At 42.8% G+C, this 17884-nt stretch carries 18 protein-coding genes and 1 tRNA gene; 5 read left to right on the top strand and 14 right to left on the bottom strand.

The window, feature by feature from the left end; genetic code table 11:
- Positions 1-23: 23 nt before the first annotated feature.
- Entirely contained in the window at positions 24-443 is a 420-nt protein-coding gene (gene rbsD / locus BCT11_RS23640; protein WP_102389425.1) for a D-ribose pyranase, read from the bottom strand.
- Between the two features lie 516 nt (positions 444-959).
- Between rbsD and BCT11_RS23635 the strand changes: the two genes are divergently transcribed.
- On the top strand, positions 960-3296 hold the full coding sequence (locus BCT11_RS23635) for an EAL domain-containing protein (RefSeq protein ID WP_038880724.1): 2337 nt from the start codon (positions 960-962) through the stop codon (positions 3294-3296).
- A gap of 102 nt (positions 3297-3398) precedes the next feature.
- Here the strand turns inward: BCT11_RS23635 and BCT11_RS23630 are convergent, their stop codons facing one another.
- The 4 genes from BCT11_RS23630 to BCT11_RS23615 form a co-directional block, all read right to left on the bottom strand.
- Positions 3399-4154: a 5'-methylthioadenosine/adenosylhomocysteine nucleosidase gene (locus tag BCT11_RS23630; RefSeq protein ID WP_009704133.1), complete on the bottom strand. Its 756-nt coding sequence runs from the start codon at positions 4152-4154 to the stop codon at positions 3399-3401.
- A 357-nt stretch (positions 4155-4511) separates the two neighbouring features.
- Positions 4512-5210 (bottom strand): aspartate/glutamate racemase family protein, encoded by a 699-nt coding sequence (locus tag BCT11_RS23625; protein ID WP_102389424.1) that lies wholly within the window; start codon positions 5208-5210, stop codon positions 4512-4514.
- An 8-nt stretch (positions 5211-5218) separates the two neighbouring features.
- Entirely contained in the window at positions 5219-5836 is a 618-nt protein-coding gene (locus BCT11_RS23620) for an NUDIX hydrolase (protein ID WP_038867999.1), read from the bottom strand.
- 188 nt (positions 5837-6024) lie between these two features.
- The gene (locus tag BCT11_RS23615; RefSeq protein ID WP_102389439.1) at positions 6025-6435 is read right to left on the bottom strand and encodes an NUDIX domain-containing protein; all 411 of its coding nucleotides are present in this window, start codon (positions 6433-6435) and stop codon (positions 6025-6027) included.
- A gap of 574 nt (positions 6436-7009) precedes the next feature.
- On the opposite strand from BCT11_RS23615, the gene BCT11_RS23610 reads away from it, so the two are divergent.
- The 3 genes from BCT11_RS23610 to BCT11_RS23600 all read left to right on the top strand — a co-directional run bounded on the left by BCT11_RS23610 (position 7010) and on the right by BCT11_RS23600 (position 8711).
- Positions 7010-7651: a murein L,D-transpeptidase catalytic domain family protein gene (locus BCT11_RS23610; RefSeq protein WP_038868002.1), complete on the top strand. Its 642-nt coding sequence runs from the start codon at positions 7010-7012 to the stop codon at positions 7649-7651.
- 179 nt (positions 7652-7830) lie between these two features.
- Positions 7831-8304: a hypothetical protein gene (locus BCT11_RS23605; RefSeq protein WP_227740528.1), complete on the top strand. Its 474-nt coding sequence runs from the start codon at positions 7831-7833 to the stop codon at positions 8302-8304.
- Between the two features lie 83 nt (positions 8305-8387).
- The gene (locus BCT11_RS23600; protein ID WP_102389423.1) at positions 8388-8711 is read left to right on the top strand and encodes a hypothetical protein; all 324 of its coding nucleotides are present in this window, start codon (positions 8388-8390) and stop codon (positions 8709-8711) included.
- An 84-nt stretch (positions 8712-8795) separates the two neighbouring features.
- Here the strand turns inward: BCT11_RS23600 and BCT11_RS23595 are convergent, their stop codons facing one another.
- The 3 genes from BCT11_RS23595 to BCT11_RS23585 form a co-directional block, all read right to left on the bottom strand.
- On the bottom strand, positions 8796-9473 hold the full coding sequence (locus BCT11_RS23595) for a DedA family protein (protein ID WP_038868006.1): 678 nt from the start codon (positions 9471-9473) through the stop codon (positions 8796-8798).
- Between the two features lie 49 nt (positions 9474-9522).
- On the bottom strand, positions 9523-9930 hold the full coding sequence (locus BCT11_RS23590; RefSeq protein ID WP_102389422.1) for a hypothetical protein: 408 nt from the start codon (positions 9928-9930) through the stop codon (positions 9523-9525).
- A gap of 147 nt (positions 9931-10077) precedes the next feature.
- Positions 10078-10596: a DUF4136 domain-containing protein gene (locus BCT11_RS23585; RefSeq protein ID WP_038868008.1), complete on the bottom strand. Its 519-nt coding sequence runs from the start codon at positions 10594-10596 to the stop codon at positions 10078-10080.
- A 313-nt stretch (positions 10597-10909) separates the two neighbouring features.
- Between BCT11_RS23585 and BCT11_RS23580 the strand changes: the two genes are divergently transcribed.
- Positions 10910-10984 (top strand) — tRNA-Gly (locus BCT11_RS23580).
- 185 nt (positions 10985-11169) lie between these two features.
- Here the strand turns inward: BCT11_RS23580 and BCT11_RS23575 are convergent.
- The 6 genes from BCT11_RS23575 to BCT11_RS23550 all read right to left on the bottom strand — a co-directional run bounded on the left by BCT11_RS23575 (position 11170) and on the right by BCT11_RS23550 (position 17684).
- Positions 11170-11577, bottom strand: coding sequence for a hypothetical protein (locus BCT11_RS23575; protein ID WP_042605618.1), 408 nt, complete (start codon positions 11575-11577; stop codon positions 11170-11172).
- A 103-nt stretch (positions 11578-11680) separates the two neighbouring features.
- Positions 11681-12538 carry a sterol desaturase family protein gene (locus tag BCT11_RS23570; RefSeq protein ID WP_042605619.1) on the bottom strand — a complete coding sequence of 286 codons (858 nt, stop codon included), beginning with the start codon at positions 12536-12538 and terminating at the stop codon, positions 11681-11683.
- A gap of 9 nt (positions 12539-12547) precedes the next feature.
- Positions 12548-13558, bottom strand: coding sequence for a DUF2804 domain-containing protein (locus BCT11_RS23565; RefSeq protein WP_102389421.1), 1011 nt, complete (start codon positions 13556-13558; stop codon positions 12548-12550).
- Between the two features lie 253 nt (positions 13559-13811).
- A complete protein-coding gene (locus BCT11_RS23560; RefSeq protein ID WP_039976737.1) occupies positions 13812-14276 on the bottom strand; it encodes an OsmC family protein in 465 nt (154 codons plus the stop codon).
- Between the two features lie 80 nt (positions 14277-14356).
- On the bottom strand, positions 14357-16720 hold the full coding sequence (locus BCT11_RS23555) for an ATP-binding protein (RefSeq protein ID WP_102389437.1): 2364 nt from the start codon (positions 16718-16720) through the stop codon (positions 14357-14359).
- Positions 16713-17684, bottom strand: a complete 972-nt coding sequence (locus tag BCT11_RS23550; protein WP_241909056.1) for a cytochrome c peroxidase — start codon at positions 17682-17684, stop codon at positions 16713-16715. Before BCT11_RS23550 ends, BCT11_RS23555 begins: the two co-directional genes overlap by 8 nt.
- Positions 17685-17884 lie beyond the last annotated feature (200 nt).

The following is a 17884-nucleotide window of genomic DNA, read 5'->3' as shown; positions in this document are numbered from 1 at the left end:
ATTTGTCCTCAATTAGTTGTGGCTTAAAACACCACGCCAGCTTGGAAAATCACGTTCGCATACGGTGTGCACTCGCCTGTTCTAACAACAGCGCGGCTTTGTTCTGTACGAGCTTTAAAGTCTTCATGCGATACGTAGTTAATCGCGATTTGTTTACCAGTTAGCTCACTTTCTTTCGTCAGCTCAGTAACAAGTGCATCATGGTGAACTGGGCTAACTTTTGCGAATTCTTCAGCAATGATGACCCCCTCAATTTGGGACTCAGATAAGATCACTCGGACGGTATCTAGAAAGCCAGGGACTCCGTGCGTCAACGCTAAATCAATGCGCTGTGCATGATCAGGAATTGGCAATCCGGCGTCACAAATGGTGATTTCGTCGGTATGACCAAGCGTCGCCACCAAGTAAGAAATTTCTGAGTTAATTAGGGTACTTTTTTTCATCTCATCGACCTTTCGGTTACACGTTCATACAACTGTGAGTGTCTCTCTTGGACTAAATTCCATATTGACAAAACACTCATCGAAACGTTTCGATGCAATAATAAAACGCCAAGAAGAATTGACCAGTCACAGATCGATAAGGTGTGAGAATGATCCGTAATTGAGTGCTAACTGATTAAGAAAAAGATATTGCGGTCACACTTCCCTATCGAAACGTTTCGATGACTTATGAAAATATGAGAAAAGTCATTGAACTGTTAATTCCGAGAGCAAACTCATTCACAACAAAAATGTGTTGAGTCAGTTTGAAATAACGAAAATATGTCTAAAGTTTGAGACTTATTCTGGTCAATCTCGTAAAAAAGCGCACACAGCATCACAAATATACGAAGGTCGTCTGACTTTAGAAAACCACCCACTTACAATTTGAAAAACACAGAAATACTATCGTCATCCGTTCGGAACCTTTAAGTAGGGAACGTTTGTAGGGACACAAACGGAAGTTGAAGAACCATAATGAAACTAAGCAATAGAGTTGTTTTGCTTGTCGCGCCAGTCATTCTTATTAGCGCGTTGGTGTCGAGTTACATCATATATAGCATTCAAAAAGTCACACTGATTAAGCGAGAAGACAGCTACATTCAGCTGCAAATGGAAAAGCTCGCGGGGCAATTTCGTCAGGCCAACATATTCCTCAATAGCTACGCCTACACATTAAGCAAAAGCGAAGTTTTACAAGACTACTTCGTCAATCATGACAATCCGTATCGTGAGCGACAGCTATTCAACCGTCTCGATGAAACCGTTGATGTATTAAGCCATGGCTACAGTGGCGATGCGAATATGGCGATCCTCGATGGCAATCAAGAACTGCTTTATTACACTGAGAACCAATTCTATGAATCCAGTGGTCGCTTTGACCCCAAGATCCTTGAATACGTAGAAACGAGTTACGCGCAGCATGGCGAGGTTAGCCACACTGGCTTTATCTATAACTCCAGCGGCCAGAGCATTCTGCTTCAATACGAACTGTTTGATCAACGAACGGGCGAACACCCACCAAGCTTTGACCCACAAAATGCTTTCTTCGTTGTGGTTTCAGTCTCTCTAGAAGCATTCAATAACATCAAGCACGAGATTGAGTTCGATACCCATAGCGTCATCACCTTTTCTAACAAACCGATTATTCTGGATATCCCACTCGCACAAACCATCGAACTGCTACCCCATTTTTATGCGGTGCTCTCTCCTGCAGAGTACTTAATGTGGAACAAAGTCGATAAAGTATGGCTAGAACTGGCGCTATCATTTGGCATTGCGTCTTTCTGTACAATCACTCTGATTGTACTGATTCTCTACCGATACGTCCTAAGTCCTGTTTCTCGACTCGATAGACAGTTACGCGAAATTGAGTCAAACAAACGCAAAAATATTGAGAAGCTGAATACAGATGACGAAATAGGACGTTTGTCATCCCGCTTCTTCGATATGTATGAAGAGCTAAACAATATCTATCACAAAACAAAACGATTAGCAGAAACCGATCACCTGACTCAGTTAGCAAACCGTCACCGTTTTCACGAATTAGCGACCCGCGAACTGGCGGAACCATCAGAACAATTGTGGGTGATTTATATCGACCTTGATAACTTCAAATACGTAAATGACAAATACGGCCATGAGTTAGGCGATAAACTGCTACAAGTATTTTCCAAACACATCAAGAAAGTCTGTCAAAAGTTCACTCAACAGTACAATAGCCCATGCTTTGGAGCTCGCTTGTCTGGGGACGAATTTGCGATTCTCCTTAGTGCAAACCACAAAGACAGTAACATCCCAGATTTGTTTGCAACCGAACTACTCAAACCCATCCACAATTTGAGTCATTCATCCACAAACTCATTTCCTGTCACCTCAAGTGTTGGTATCGCCCAATACCCAAGAGATGGTGCCGATGTCGCTAAATTGCTTTCTAGTGCAGATGCCGCGATGTACCAAGCAAAGCGCGCAGGTAAAAATCAGTATGCGTACTATTCTGCCGCTCTGAATATTGAAGCGCAGCGTCGCAGCCAAATTGAGCGTGCACTGCGTAAAAACAACGTTGAAGACGAGTTCCATTTAGTCTTCCAACCTTACATGAACAGCAATGCTAACGAAATTGAAGGCTTAGAAGTTTTACTACGTTGGGAGGCGGAAGGCATTGGTTCAATACCGCCAAAAGAGTTTATTCCGATAGCAGAACAGACCGGATTATTTGAGAAAATTGACCGTTGGGTCTTCGCAAACGCGATGGAAGAATACCACCAGCTTAAGAGCATTTTTGGTAAAGACATCATTCTATCCATCAACTTGTCGTCTGCCGAACTCAATTCGCTCTCTATGGCAGAGTTTATTCACGATAAAGCGAAACTAAATGGCGTGCCAGCACATTGCATTGAGTTGGAAATTACCGAAACCTTCGCTGCGGACCAACAAGGTACTGCCCTACTCGACGAGTTGGCAAAACTGGGATACAAACTAGCGATCGACGACTTCGGTTCGGGCTACACATCACTGACACAATTGGTGCAATACCCAGTGCAAAAGATCAAGTTTGACCGAGAGTTTCTTTTAACATTAATGAACACCGATAATGGACATGTCATCAAGCCAATCATTGAGCTCTGCCATGCACAGAATAAAAAAGTCACCGCAGAAGGCATCGAACACAACGTCATGCACGAATGGCTTTCATCTTATCGGTGCGACTTTATGCAAGGCTACCTGTTCGGTAAACCAATGGATAAAGAGCAGTTAAATCTCTGGTGGAAATCCGCCAATGACCAGCCATTTTCTCAATCAGATATCGCTTAGTCGAATGAGTACTTCATAAGCCAACATGACGACGTGCAAAACTCAACAAAAAAGCAGCACATCAAGTGCTGCTTTTTTAGTTTTTAGATAAGAAGTAGAACACTACATTCGCTTAAGCATGTTTAGCGTAATGTTGGCAGAATTATCCGCAGTTGCCTTTTTAAGATCCGAGTAGACAACATCTGCCGAACCATCCGCTTTGTCTGAAATCGTACGGATAACGACGTAAGGTACTTTGAACGCATCTGCTACTTGACCTAACGCTGCGCCTTCCATTTCCACAGCCATGGCGTTGTATTCTTGGTAGATACCCGTCACTTTTACTTTGCTTGCAATGAACTGGTCACCAGATGCGATAACGCCACGGTAAACACTCTCTTTGCCAAGCGTATCAACGGCTGCATCAAATGCATACTTTTGCAGTGTTTTATCTGCGTAAAAGTAACGCTCTTCGTAATCAGGCAGTAGACCTTTCGGCATATTGAATGCGGTTAGATCGACATCATGCTGAACCAAACGCGTAGAGACCACGACATCTAACGGGTCCAATTTAGGGTCGCTAGCACCAGCAATACCCGTGAAGATCAGTTGGTCAACGCCGAAAGACTCAATCAGAAGTGTGGTAGTCATTGCTGCATTGACCTTACCTACGCCAGATTTCGTCACGACAACGGTTTTGCCCTCTAACTCCCCCGTGTAAAAGCGATGGCTACCAATTTTCTTTACTTGTTGGTTTTGGATTTTTGGCAATAGCGCTTCAACTTCGACATCCATCGCACCGACAATACCGATGGTCGAACCTGCAACCGAAGGAAGTGAGTACGCAGCAAGCATTAGAGCAAGAGATTTCTTCAACATGGGAATCCTGAAATGTAATACGCGCCACCAAAATGTGACGCGACGCAAATTATACAATACATTCCCAAGGTGGCAATCGTTTGCATCAATCAACTAATACTGATTGATTAAGAAATTCTCAATTAATGAGAACGACTTAGCCATTTTTACTTTTTAAAGGAGAAACAACTCGATCTTTAACCCGAATCGTCGGCATAAAATAATCGCAAGCTGCACGGTTCGTATCCGTTGGATGACCCCAAGCACCGCAAATATCAGCACTGCTCTTCTGTCTCGTAAACTGGCGACATTGTCCGCATCGATAATTCATAACTCTTCCCTGAGCAATTTAATCCTGTCGATCAATTCTGTAAAAAATTACGCTTCATTCAGCGCAGCTTCTACCGCGGCCTTAGCGTGAATCTCTGTTGTATCGTAAAGCTTAACGTCTGTGTGTTGAGGTTCAACTAACATCGCAATCTCAGTACAACCAAGAATGACCGCTTCAGCGCCCTCTTCAACTAACTTATCGATAATAGCGAGATACTGTTGACGAGAATCCTCACGCACTTCTCCTTTGCACAGCTCGTTATAGATAACCTCATGAACAATCGTTTGGTCATCTGAACTTGGAACGACAACATCAACACCAAATTTATCGATGAGTCGCTGCTTATAAAAGTCTTGTTCCATGGTAAAACGCGTACCAAGCAAACCAACCTTCTTAATGCCATCCGCCACCAGGTTCTCAGCGGTCGCATCTGCAATATGAACAAGCGGTACATTGACAGCTTGCTGAATTTGGTCCGCGACTTTATGCATGGTATTAGTACAAATCAGAATGAAGTCCGCACCGCCTGCTTCCACCGATTTTGCTGCTTGCGAGAGAATCGTAGCCGTGTCGTCCCATCGACCTTGATGTTGAAGTGTTTCAATTTCGGCGAAATCGACACTGTACAAACAGACTTTTCCTGAATGTAACCCACCTAGACACGCTTTCACTTCACGGTTAATGATTTGGTAATAGTTCGCGGTAGACTCCCATGACATACCACCAATTAGGCCTATCGTTTTCATTTTCTTCCTTAATCGACGTGTACTTGAAAATCTTCACTGTAAAAAGCATCAAAGACCATTTCAATATCTCTTGGTAAAACTCGGCTTTGTGAAAGTGGTGGAATCTTATGCTGCGCGAAGAAATCGATTTCCGAAACTTCAATGTTCTCTTTAGGTTCACCAGAAACGTATTCACACAAAAAGAACATCTTATAGATGTGGAATGGATAAGGCGGCTGATAGTCATGCATCGCTCTGTCTCGAATCGCAATCAGTTTCGGGTTCGCAACCACAAAACCAGACTCCTCCAACACTTCGCGTACCACCCCACTACTTGGAGTTTCACAAACATCAGCCCAACCACCAGGTAATGTCCACCCTCCGTCTTCGCGCTCTTTTACGAGAAGTATCTTGCCATCTTTTATCACCCCAGCACGTAGGTCGACTTTGGGTGTTGGATAGCCCGCTTCAGGGATAAATAAGTTTTGAATATCGGCAACGGACTTATCGCTGATGTCAGCAAACATCTGATGAGCGATGTCTTCGACCATTTTGAATCGTTCTAGATCGTAAGCATCTTTACTGTATGCTTCCCCTGCTTGAGCAATTGCTTGTAGTTGCTTTGCCCAATCTAACCACTTCGACATACACATCCCTTTTTCAACTTACCTTTGCAGAAACTAGCATAACCAACTGAAAGCAAAGTTTATTTTTGATCAAGTTTTCGCAAAGTATTTATCCACTATATTTTGTTTACAAGATAATTCGAATATTTTCGATATTTACAATTCAATCAAAAATATTATTACTCGTCACAATTATTATTTATGGAACTTCATTTATTAAACATCGTTCTTAGCGCTGTATTTAATCGAAGATATTCACTTAATGCGACGCGATCGACTTCCGTCGAGACTGGTGCATTTATTATTGGATACCAGTTAACAGACTCCGCTTCGAAGCTCTGAATATCACCTTGCCAATTGGTCACCACATAATAGTGAATCAATTGCAGTTCTGTAGTTGGGTGATATAAAGAGCATAAATAACCAAATTGAAGTGGCTTGATGTTGAGTTCTTCTTGCAATTCTCTAAACAATGTTTGTTGTTGGGTTTCGTTTAACTCCATATGGCCACCGGGTATAGCTATTGCCCCAGGGTCAGATTCCTTATCCTTTGCTCTAGTTTCCAGCAACACTTGTTCGCCCTTAACTAAGATAAATGAGACACACTCATGAACTTCCATCTTCATCGTCCTTTGATAACCGTTTTTTAGCAAACTAACATAAATCATTCCGATGATGTGAACAGCAATACTCAATAAATTGACCACATACAACAACCTAGCTGCACGTATAGTTGAATATGCGGAGTTAAGTATTCGCTTAATCTATCAATTGTCTGTAGTTGGGTAATGATTTGTTACGACTAGGATCACAGTCTAAAAAATTTTTGCACAATGCTAAGTATGAAATAAATACATTGAATTCAAACGGTATTTTTATTTCATTTATAATTAAACGACGTTTTATTAGCACCACTGCTTAGTAAATCACGGTAAACACAGTTTTATTAATTACCTAAATCGGCTAGTATTTGTCTTGAAGATTTTTAAAGTCATCGATTAACCTCTCAATGTTGATTAATATCAGCGAGTTAGTTGGCGGAACTCTACCAAATACCAAAAATGGTTCGGTAATACGTGTCACTACGCATAATAGGAAACGTTGAGAATAGAATTAAATTGATGTGCATGCTGTATTAACGACTGCAAGACGCAATCGCTGAATTTGCTACACCAAGAGTTTTATTTAGTACAAATGAAAAAGCTATTTTTATTATTGATATGGACATCGCTCTCTGTTTCGCCATTTGCCTTTGCTCATCACTCTGGCACAAAAACAGAAACCAAAGCCACTCAACAACTGGTTGAAAAAGCCTATAAGCAGGCCAATCTAAGCGGAGTCATTGATTACAAATTATTCAATGATGCATTTTTGGCTTACAAGAAAACCCCAGATCGTAAGAAATCGCTTCTTACTATTATCGACTACAGTAAACCATCTACTGAAAAGCGCTTTTATGTGGTCGACTTAGATAAAATGAAGCTGATCTTCAACACCTATGTCTCTCATGGAGTGAACAGCGGTAAGAAAACAGCAACCAAATTTTCGAACGTCGTAAACTCTCGTAAGACGTCTTTGGGTACATTCTTAACTGACACGACTTATTATGGCTCTAACGGTTACTCACTTCGTCTTGACGGATTGACATCAGGCGTGAACGATAAAGCACGTGAGCGCTACATTGTGGTTCATGGCGCAGACTATGCGAACCCTTCTTTTATCCAAAAGAATGGGTACCTTGGCCGCAGTTGGGGATGTCCAGCCCTTCCACAGAAACTCTCACGCAAAATCATCGATACCATTAAAGGCGGCAGCGTCATTTACGCAAGTGCTTAGTCGTTGTTTATCTATCTTCAAGAAAGGGAGCGGATTCGCTCCCTTTTTTATTGGTCATAAAAAACTGTTCATCTTCTCAGCATCTGGTTAGTATACGCAATCATTGACCTCGTGCGGTCCTCTTTACCAGTAGCACTAGGTCCATTAGGTTTCGTTTTGGTGAGGTTGTAGGGTTCGTTTTGCGTCATCTATTTCGTCTTATGCTGTTATTGTCACTTGCTCTATTCTCAGGGCAAATGGTTGCTGCACACGCACATGATATTTCGACTCAGAATTTCAATACATCACAAAAACTCGCTAAACTCAGTCAGCAAGATTACGCATCGCTAAAAGCTCCTTTTCTTGAAAAGCATAGCGATAGTTCCTGGGGGAAAGACGGTTACTTTCGCTTTTTAAAACGTGATTTTCTTGGGCTATTGCCTTGTCGAAGAAATTCGGGCGATGACGGTGAGTTGCCATTAAACATCAAACCTGACTACCACTTACTCGTCGCGTTTTTGTCTCCGCCGTTGTTGGCTATCGCATTAAAAGCAACGCCTCTCCCAGATGACAATGCTTTAGACGGCAAACTTCCTTTTCACCTATCAGGGTGGAAACAAGCAAACTTGTTGTACGTTTTCAAACACGGCCGCGAATCTATGCTCGCCGTTTGACTTCACTGACTTAAAGAAGGAATGCGTCAGTGTTAGCCAAGGATGATCTCATCTATCCATTGAATTAACTCGAGATCCTTACAATGAAAAGATTCGCAATCACCGCCGCTATGGCTTTAGCACTTGCTTCATTCACAACATCAGCAAGTGAGACATCAAAACCAGAACAAATGACTAATGAAGCGCTTCTAGAATGTGTGAACGCTTCGAATGCTCGTAATGCCGTGCCAGAGCATAGAGCGATGTTTAGACACTATCTCATGGCTAAACGCGGTTATACCTTTAGCCAACTGTCTTCTGCTGAAACTGAGTTTAAAGCACAAGGCATGGATGAAACAAAGATGGAACAGTTCTACAAAACTGAGTGTAAGGAAGCAGGCGAATACCTTTACAATATCGGTTACTGATTCGCGCTCGTTGCAAGCAATGTAAATACAGAAAAGGCGCTGTGATAGCGCCTTTTTTGCTTTTCAAATTTCTTACCAGAACAATTATGGCAGTTGTGGAGTTGTTTTTGATTTGCTCCAAGCCTTGCGAACTTTTACCAACACAAAACTCATGATAGCGATGGTCAATGTAATCACAGGAGCAGCCATTAATCCCATCGTCACAATCTTGTTGAGCTTTTCTGGTAGTAATGGCAACAGCAACCCCAAACCACATAGTAACAACGTCCACAAGATGGCACTCAGCCATGCAAAGTAATGGAATTTACTCACGCGATTCACGCGAAGCCCCATCATCAATGGAAGTAAAGAGCGAACTACAGGAATAAAACGTGCACAAAACAGTGCAATCAATCCGTGTTTGCCTAAGAGCACGTCAACTTGTTCCAAACGTTTCGCTGGCACAGCATTCACCCACCCCTGTACTTTCGGCAAGCGATTTAACCACTTTCCTTGCAGGTAGGCCGCCCAACTGCCCATTGCCGCACTCACAACAATCACTAGCATAATGACGACAGGATCTAACACACCTACCGCAGCTAACGTGCCGGACAAAACCACCACGCTATCACATGGAAATGGAGCGGCTGGAATAAAGCCACTTTCTAAGAAAATAAGTGCTGCAACAACAAAGTAAATCAGCCCTGCACTGCCTGGGGCCATTAAAGCCGTGAAATCTTGGTGCCAAAGCGCAAGTAACACCTGAACAATTGAATCAAACATAAATACTCCTAAACATCATAACGAATTTGCGAAAACAGACGATTAGGCACTACCTCGCATGCATGAAGCGGTAAATCAGGTTCGATTCTTGCCGACCTCCAATTCGATACTTTGAACGAGGATAAATAGTTCGTAGGATTGGGGAAACAAAGGCCGAAAGAAAACGATTCGTAGACTCTGTCGATACCGTTAACCAACGCGCGGGCAATACATCGAGCTCATCATTATCTGTGGTCAAATTAGAATGATTAACGCGCAATGCATTGCGGCTGAGTAAACTTGCCGTAACTTTGCGCCTTGGAGAGAAAGGGACTTCCTCAAGATGGGCTTCGCCTTTGGTAAGAGAAGAAGTAAAAGCAATCGCATGGGAAAGTTTTGGTGACGGTTGTTCCTGACTCAATTCAAAAGCCATCAGCGCAACAAAAAGCCCTAACACACAGACTAGGTAAGCACGCACAGAATTCACCTAAACCACAACGATACGCTGTTTTAACTCCATGCGTGCCAATTTGCAATCTAAATTCTCAATCGATAATAAAAAGAGAGTTTTGCAAACCTTTGCTAGGGCAATTTGATGTCCATTTAACCTTTATTTAATAGTCGCTTAATCTTTACCATACGGGTAATTTTCAAACATTTTTGTCACTTCTTCCGAAATCAATTCTTCACGTTTTTCAGTGCTCATCGACTCCGTAAGTTTACGGCTTGATACCCCTTTCCATACCACTTGATTCGCTTTGGTATCGACTAACTCCACCACTAACTTGCCATACTTCTTTTCTTTGTAACGCTCAGGACTTGAGGTTACAACGCCAAAACTGTTCCAGCCGTAGCCCACACTGAAAGAGGAACCAGAAGAAACGAGCTCCGATTCTTTGATGATGTCGTGGTGCACATAAAGGTCACCACCATTTTTTACTTGTGATAGCCCTTTTGCTTCCAATTGAGAAGCAAGACCTTGCTCAATACGACGAGCATCTAGGCTTGTTGGAGCCTCTGATTGTTCTCCAAAATCAAACGTTTTGTAGGATGAAAAATCCGCTTGTTTATCGACGTCGGTCGTCACGGTTGTACAGGCCGTTATCATAAATACGAAAGACGCCGCCAATAAACCTTTCCACATACTCATTCTCCTCTCTATTTTGCCGTATTTATCGGCCTTCATTTATTGCAACTGGGAAAAAATTGAATCATTTCAACATTTAGTCTTGACCATGATTGCCAAGTGTTCAAATTCGAGAAACAATAGAAAGCGAGAACAGACGAAAATTCTGCCCGATTGAGTTTAAGAAGAGCGCTCCGCCACGACTGTAAAAGCAACAAATCGAACGCTTTATAGGCAATTTGAGAGTTATTTACGCATTGAGCAACCAATTGATCAAAAAAGACTTTTCTTTTGTCGTTAATGTGGCATATTGGAACTGTCCTATCGATGCGCGGGCATCGTATAATGGCTATTACCTCAGCCTTCCAAGCTGATGATGCGGGTTCGATTCCCGCTGCCCGCTCCAAGCTTTCCCTTAAGCTAGTCTTTTTCTCAGATTTCCAAAACTATCCTTTAAATTCGTACTTCACTGCTATCATGCTGTGGCTGTAATCGATCTCTTGTATTTGCTACCTAAAACTGCAGGCATAAAAAAGCCCCTGCAAAATACAGGGGCGTGTCTTCGTTATAATGTTCCCCATATCTTTGGGGTTAATCCAACTGAAGTGTCGTGAACGTGTCGTTTTTCAGCCCGCCACCAGCGCGTTTCTTCATGGTGACTTCGACCGATCGCTTCCCTTCATTGACGCGATAACGTATTGCTTGAGCGAGGTATTCGTCATTTCGCTTCAAGTCTTTAGCGTCAATCTTTAACGTACGATTTTGACGATTTACCGTGCAGCGGTAATCCCAATCATTTTTACCATTTTTCAAAGCCAGCAAAATACGATGACCTGACGTTCCCGCCGTTTTAATCCCGCGGGGCTGCTTATCTATCGCCAGTGCTAACCCTGCTTTACACAGCTGATCGGCACTAAAAGCAGTTGCTGCGTATGTGTACCCAGAGCCGAGCATAGCGGCGGTCATCGTTACAATTGAGAAAACTCGATTAAATGTCACCGTCCGTTCCTTAAAACTTACAAAACACCGTACGCATTAAAACAACATTACCGAATGCTGTCAAGAATAAATAGTATGGCGTTTAGTTAATCATAAGAAACGGCTATTCCAAGGTGTCAGACGGAGGTGCAAACAAACACCGCCAGCGTTGACGCCAAGATAAGTTTGGACGAGTAACTTCTTTGAACATGTCTTTCCATTCCGCAAACGTCACGGTAATAGGATTAAAGCTGTGAACAGGTTTTGAAATGCCATAACGAACCGTTTCAACTTCTGGCTCGAATGTACCAAACATGCGATCCCAGATGATCAGCACGCCAGCGTAATTTTTATCGATATATTGACGATTCACACCATGATGAACACGGTGATGAGATGGCGTATTGAAGACCCATTCTAAAGGACCAAGAGAACGAATCGACTGGGTATGAACAAAGAATTGCAGACCGAGATTAAGCAGAACAACAAACACTACCCACTTAGGATCAAAACCAATAATGACCAGTGGCACCCAAAACAACCACATGCCGGCCAATGGGTACATCAGGCTTTGACGAAATGCGGTACTGAAGTTCATTCGCTCTGAACTGTGGTGCACCACGTGTGCCGCCCACATCCAACGGATACGATGACTTGCTCGGTGGAACCAGTAATAGAAAAAGTCTTGCAAGACCATTAAAAGTAAAAACATCGATACCGTCATTTCGATATCAAATAACCGCCAACCAAACCACCAAAGATAGAGCTTAGCTATCAGCAACCCAGACAGAATATCAGTAGCTTGGTGCAGACCTGCAAGGACAAAGTTACATGCAACTTCAGGCAAATAGTAGCGTGCGCTTTCAGGTAACTTCCCCCCTCGCTGCCCAATCCAATACTCTGCGGCAATGCACAGGAGAAAGATCGGTGCGAGCAGCATCAATAATAAATCAGGGTGTTCAGTAATTCGTGACCATTCCATCGTCTCTTCCTACCACTTCGCGTAGTGATCTTCGGTGAGTCCCATCACCTCATCAAGTTCGTGTTTAATGCCATTGCCATCAATCAAATAGCCAGAAAAGTAGCCGACAAACTGACGAAAGTTACTCTTCAAAAACCAGAAATCCTTTTTCTCTGAGCGCTGATTTTTAGGTTTGAAGATCAAGTCGATGCGCTTGTCTTGTGACGTAATTCGCCATGACGCTTCTTGATGCATACGAGAAAAATCGAATTGTACAGGTGGCATCAAATGCCGTTCACCATCAATCCAAATCACGTTTTCACAATACCCGGTTTCGTTAACTCCAGCAGCAAAGTTCAGCCCTATCCGTTTACCTTCACTGTGATGATTAATGCTCGCCCATCGCCAACTGGTTTCCCTTCGCATATACCCGGCAGAGAAGTCATACCCAGCAACTGCGTTGGTTAGATCTTGTGGTTGCCCTTTAACACTCATTTCACCTTGGACAGCGAGCACGTTGTGTTTTTGGGTGTAGGTCCAACCTGAATACGCGGTTGGCGTGCAGAGCATCAAAGGCAAGCTTTCTGACTCAGGTTTTAACCTCAAGTCAGCTTGAATAAGGTCTGTTGAAAGCTGTATGTGCCAGAGTCCATTTTCAATCTTGAATTGAATGGCATCATTAGCGAGATAGGCTTGACTGTTCCAACTTGAAGGCTGTGTTTGATAGCCCATGTTGAGCGGCTTTAGCCACTGCTGCTCCACCAGTTCATGGGTTTCAGTATCAAACACATAGCAAAAGCCCGAAGCCAAGTAACGAATGTCCGCAATGGCCACGCCGATGATGAATTTAGGCGTGACGATCGAGACAAATTGAAACTGTTTGTAATCAAAGCGCTTACGCCAACTTGACGCAGGACTGTCCATTTCATTGAGGTATCGGAAGAGATCAAGTTGTAGCGATTCAGGTATCGCGTCTAGGTGACCAAATTTAGGTAATCCATTCGCTTGAATAAAGGGATTCAAAGGCGTTTGCACATCCATGCTCGCTATTAATCAATGACACACCATTCGATATTAACATTAATTTAACAACAAACAGTTTGCGCCACTGCACAACATTGGTTCAGTTCTCGGCTTCAAATGAGCTGAAATGTGAAACCAGTCACTCATATCGAGCATAAAATACCGTTTATTAGAGCTTTCAGCTAAATCAAAAGCGACGAAAAGCAAAGCCATTTCGGCACTCTTTCATTTTGAACTGAAATGACGAGAGAGTAGCGCGGCATTGAATGTTTTAAATGATTTCAGTCGTCACTTCCGTTTTCACCGAGTTCGCAATAAAACAATGCTCGTGTGCCATATGATGCATTTTTTCTAGCTGCTCGCGTGTTGGTTGTTTCTCACCTAAAAACACGACTTTTGGTTTAAGCACCACTTTGGAAACCCATTCCTTGCCATTTTCGCCAACAGCAAGCTCACCTACCGCTTCATCGATATAAGCATCCACAACATAACGACGCTTTGCCGCTACAGAAAGAAAGACCAGCATGTGGCAACTCGAAAGTGCGGCAATGAAAGCTTCTTCTGGATCAACATTCTCTTCTACCGAAAAGGGTAAAGGGACAACATGAGGAGAGGGAGAAGCGGGTACTTGTAATCCTCCATCAAACTCCCATATATGGGCACGGCTGTACTGGTTGTCACTGAAGATTTCATCAATATTGCGCTGCCATTTAATTCGTGCGGTGTGCTGGCTCATAACGGCTCCTTGTAATCAAGAGTCCTCAGTAAAACATACTCATAGATTCAGTCACACCCAAAGAAAGAAACATTGCGCGTTCATGTCACTTGGTTGGAATCATTCATTTGAGACCTCGCTTTTTCAATCAAACGTTGACCTTGGTGAACATTGACCTGCAGCCGGTTAATCAGTTTTTGCAACTGTTCAATCTCAGGGGTTTGTCTATTCTTTACCTGCGTTTCAATTTCTAATGCTTGATTGGCCAAGGTATCAAGCCCTAGGTTCAATGCCATGCCTTTCGTCGTATGCAAGGTACTATGAAGTGAATCTAAATCTTCGACCATAAATAATTCAATTAGCTCATCAACGGCGCTTTCAAAATCACAGACGATGCTTTGTAACAAGTCCACCAGCGCTTGTGGTTCCTCTTTCAAGATTTCAATCGTCTCTGAGTGGGTAAGCTCTTCCTCTGTTAAACGCAGCTTCTCGATTGGCTCGCGATGCAGTTGAACCACATTCTCAGATTGTTCAGCCTCCCCAATTACTTGAACAGGTAAACGGGAAGAAAATTGCTTCAACGCATCCGTAAAACTCTCACGCTGCAACGGCTTGGTTAATACATGGTCTGCGCCGGCTTCAATAAAGTTATCATGAGCCTCTCTAAATACATCGGCGGTGTAAGCAAACAATAAAGTACCCAACCCTAGGTTTTTTCGGATGAAACGCGTGGCTTCGACGCCATTCATTTCTGGCATGTGGTTGTCCATCAAGATCAAGTCATAGTGGTTTTGTTGTGCTTTCTTCGTTGCTATTAACCCGTTTTCTGCAATTTCTACCGTATGCCCTAACTTCTCACAAAAACCTTTTGCCACAATAGCATTCACGCGATTGTCTTCCGCTAGCAAGATATTAAGGTGGCTTTTGTTCTCCCTTTTCGATTCAACCTTAGCTTGTTCTCGATAAAGTACTGGCTTTTCTTCCCATGGAATCGGGAGTTGCACGACAAACTGAGTCCCTACACCGTCAACACTCTTGACGGCAACCTCACCTCCCATCAGCTCGGTGATTTTTTTTACGATCGCTAAACCGAGCCCAGTGCCGCCGAACTTACGAGTAGTTGATTTATCCGCTTGCTCAAAGGAGTTAAAAATTCGGTCTTGCTTGTCCGCCGGAATCCCTATTCCCATGTCATTGACGAATAGCACTAAACATTTCCGTTCTTGGTCCAACTCAGTTCGAATTAATACATGGCCATCGTGAGTAAACTTCACTGCATTCCCCGCTAGGTTAAACAATATCTGACGAATACGGGCGCAGTCTCCTTGAAACTCGATCTGTTCAGGCACTTGATTCTCAATAAATAATTGAATGTTCTTTTCTTCGATTAAAGGTTGGATAGCACTGCATACTGGCGTCAGTATCTGCAATAAATTGAATGGTGCCTCTTCAAGCTCTAGCTTGTTTTCTTCTACCTTAGAGAAGTCCAGAATATCGTTGAGAATCGTCATCAAGTGTTGACCAGAATCCAAAATAACTTGCACGTGCTCCTTCGTATTTGGTTCATTAGTCTCACTTGCAATGATCTGAGATATCCCTAATACGCCATTCATCGGCGTTCTCAACTCATGACTCATGGTCGCAAGAAATTGTGACTTCGCTTTGGCTGCTCGTTCTGCTTTTTTCGTTGCCTCTTTGAAGTCGTCATTTAGCTGCTTGAGTTTGTAAACACGATATTGTGTTTGTAGTACGAACATACTGACAAGCAATAAAATTGAGATAAATACGAACGTCCAAGTTAGTCTCATTTCTCCTTGCATAATTTCAAGTAACTCACTCTCTGAGTACTCAACAAATTCAAAATAATGGCTTTCTAATATTTGATTCGTTAGAAGCTCAATCTTCCGGTCACTTCCACGCAATCGTTCTAAAAACATCTCGACACTTTTACTTCGAACACCATCGTCTTGCTGGGCAACGTTAGTCAGAAAGTCAAAGTAATGCTGCTCTAACCAAGCATCTTCAGCTTTTGTGGAGAACTGTTCTTTGTATATGTTGTGCAAGGTCAATAATTCATAGTGATTTGCCACTTGTAAACCGATGAGCATGTCTAATATTTTAGTCACCTCCTGCACTTTTCCATCAAATTGGACAACCATGCTGTGCACACGACGCTTGCTCGACGTAAACTCAAACCAGGTGACTTGTTTTACATTTTCAGTCAAGTGTGCGGCGGCAATTTCTAGCTTGACCAAATTTTCTGTCAATTTGTGGTTATTACGTTCTTCAAGTTTATAGCGATTAACAACACGGTCCCGCTCTTCAATCAGATGGTGTCCAATTTCGGATAAGGGAGCGTGTAAAGCTTGGGTATTCTTAGCGTTGACATGAGCCATGTAAGCCAACGTTAACACAGCAATGATAGCGATAATGAGGAATGAATTAATTAGTCTGAATTTATTCACTTTCAAACACCTCCAAAATCGGTGGTCTCGCTGCGGTCAATGTGTGGAGGAAGGCTTCAATGTCTTCCGCATCCTGCTCACTGAGCTTCATTCCAAGCTCTGACTCGGCCATGATTTGAATCGCCTCTTTTAACGTATTGATTCGGCCATTGTGGAAGTATGGAGCAGTTTGAGTCACATTTCTAAGGCTGGTCACACGAAAGTAATATTGGTCTAAACCGTCTGCGGTTCTAAGGTATGACCCCGTGTCAGAATCTACGTCTTTAAAGTAATCAAATTGCTGAACCATCGAGCCTCCAACATTTCGGCCTTGATGGCACAACATACACCCCGCTTCTTTGAATACCTGCCAGCCTCGAGTTGCCTTTTCGTCTATAGCTTGCGTTTGGCCTTGAAGGTAATAATCAAAAGGGGCGCCTGGAGTCTGGAGTCCGTTAAGAAACTCAACGATTGCGAGTTTGATATTTTCAATATTGATATCAAGACCATTAGCTTGGGCAAACAAAGATTGGTAACGAGGTTCGCTTTTTACATATTTCTGTACTGACAACCAATTGGAATCCATACCTGTAGAGCTAGTAAGGGGGCCATCTATCTGCTTCATCAACGAGTTTTTACTCGCATCCCATAGATATCGGTAATTTAAGGATACGTTAAAAATAGTGGGAACATTACGGGTGCCATATCCGTTAACTCCCTGAGCAAGCGCGCTTGTTGTTGCGCCATTCGTTTGTAAGTCGTGGCACGACTCACAACTTATGTTTTTGTTAGAAGATAAGTTTTTATCGCGAAATAGATACCACCCGATACGGGCCAAATCCATATTGACATCAACTTCACTTTCAACCGGGGGAAGCAACACCAAGTCTTTATCGTCATGAGGAGTCGCGAGACCTTTGCTTCCTAAACACGCTAAAAAGACCATTAGACCTAATATCGCTTTGCAGCAAACGTTTGTTGTCATGGTTCGACTTTCCTTATCTTACCCCTTATTATGAACTTAGTTGCTTTTATGTATTTTTCCATTCACTAACGCATAGATATCGATATATATCCCATAACTTATTGATACTCTCTTATTACTAGACAACGCAGTCCATCATGGCGGATACGGTGCCAAGAGTAAGTTGTCGACAAGACAAACAACCCTAATTGGCTAAAGCG

This window comes from Vibrio sp. 10N.222.52.B12, from assembly GCF_002875385.1.
In the GTDB taxonomy this organism is placed as follows: Bacteria; Pseudomonadota; Gammaproteobacteria; order Enterobacterales; family Vibrionaceae; genus Vibrio; species Vibrio jasicida.
This window is presented reverse-complemented; position numbering and strand designations above follow the sequence as displayed.

Bases quoted from the DNA above. Each gene is read 5' to 3' on its own strand.
- rbsD (WP_102389425.1), bottom strand. From the start codon at position 443: ATGAAAAAAAGTACCCTAATTAACTCAGAAATTTCTTACTTGGTGGCG.
- BCT11_RS23635 (WP_038880724.1), top strand. From the start codon at position 960: ATGAAACTAAGCAATAGAGTTGTTTTGCTTGTCGCGCCAGTCATTCTT.
- BCT11_RS23630 (WP_009704133.1), bottom strand. From the start codon at position 4,154: ATGTTGAAGAAATCTCTTGCTCTAATGCTTGCTGCGTACTCACTTCCT.
- BCT11_RS23625 (WP_102389424.1), bottom strand. From the start codon at position 5,210: ATGAAAACGATAGGCCTAATTGGTGGTATGTCATGGGAGTCTACCGCG.
- BCT11_RS23620 (WP_038867999.1), bottom strand. From the start codon at position 5,836: ATGTCGAAGTGGTTAGATTGGGCAAAGCAACTACAAGCAATTGCTCAA.
- BCT11_RS23615 (WP_102389439.1), bottom strand. From the start codon at position 6,435: ATGGAAGTTCATGAGTGTGTCTCATTTATCTTAGTTAAGGGCGAACAA.
- BCT11_RS23610 (WP_038868002.1), top strand. From the start codon at position 7,010: ATGAAAAAGCTATTTTTATTATTGATATGGACATCGCTCTCTGTTTCG.
- BCT11_RS23600 (WP_102389423.1), top strand. From the start codon at position 8,388: ATGAAAAGATTCGCAATCACCGCCGCTATGGCTTTAGCACTTGCTTCA.
- BCT11_RS23595 (WP_038868006.1), bottom strand. From the start codon at position 9,473: ATGTTTGATTCAATTGTTCAGGTGTTACTTGCGCTTTGGCACCAAGAT.
- BCT11_RS23585 (WP_038868008.1), bottom strand. From the start codon at position 10,596: ATGTGGAAAGGTTTATTGGCGGCGTCTTTCGTATTTATGATAACGGCC.
- BCT11_RS23570 (WP_042605619.1), bottom strand. From the start codon at position 12,538: ATGGAATGGTCACGAATTACTGAACACCCTGATTTATTATTGATGCTG.
- BCT11_RS23565 (WP_102389421.1), bottom strand. From the start codon at position 13,558: ATGGATGTGCAAACGCCTTTGAATCCCTTTATTCAAGCGAATGGATTA.
- BCT11_RS23560 (WP_039976737.1), bottom strand. From the start codon at position 14,276: ATGAGCCAGCACACCGCACGAATTAAATGGCAGCGCAATATTGATGAA.
- BCT11_RS23550 (WP_241909056.1), bottom strand. From the start codon at position 17,684: ATGACAACAAACGTTTGCTGCAAAGCGATATTAGGTCTAATGGTCTTT.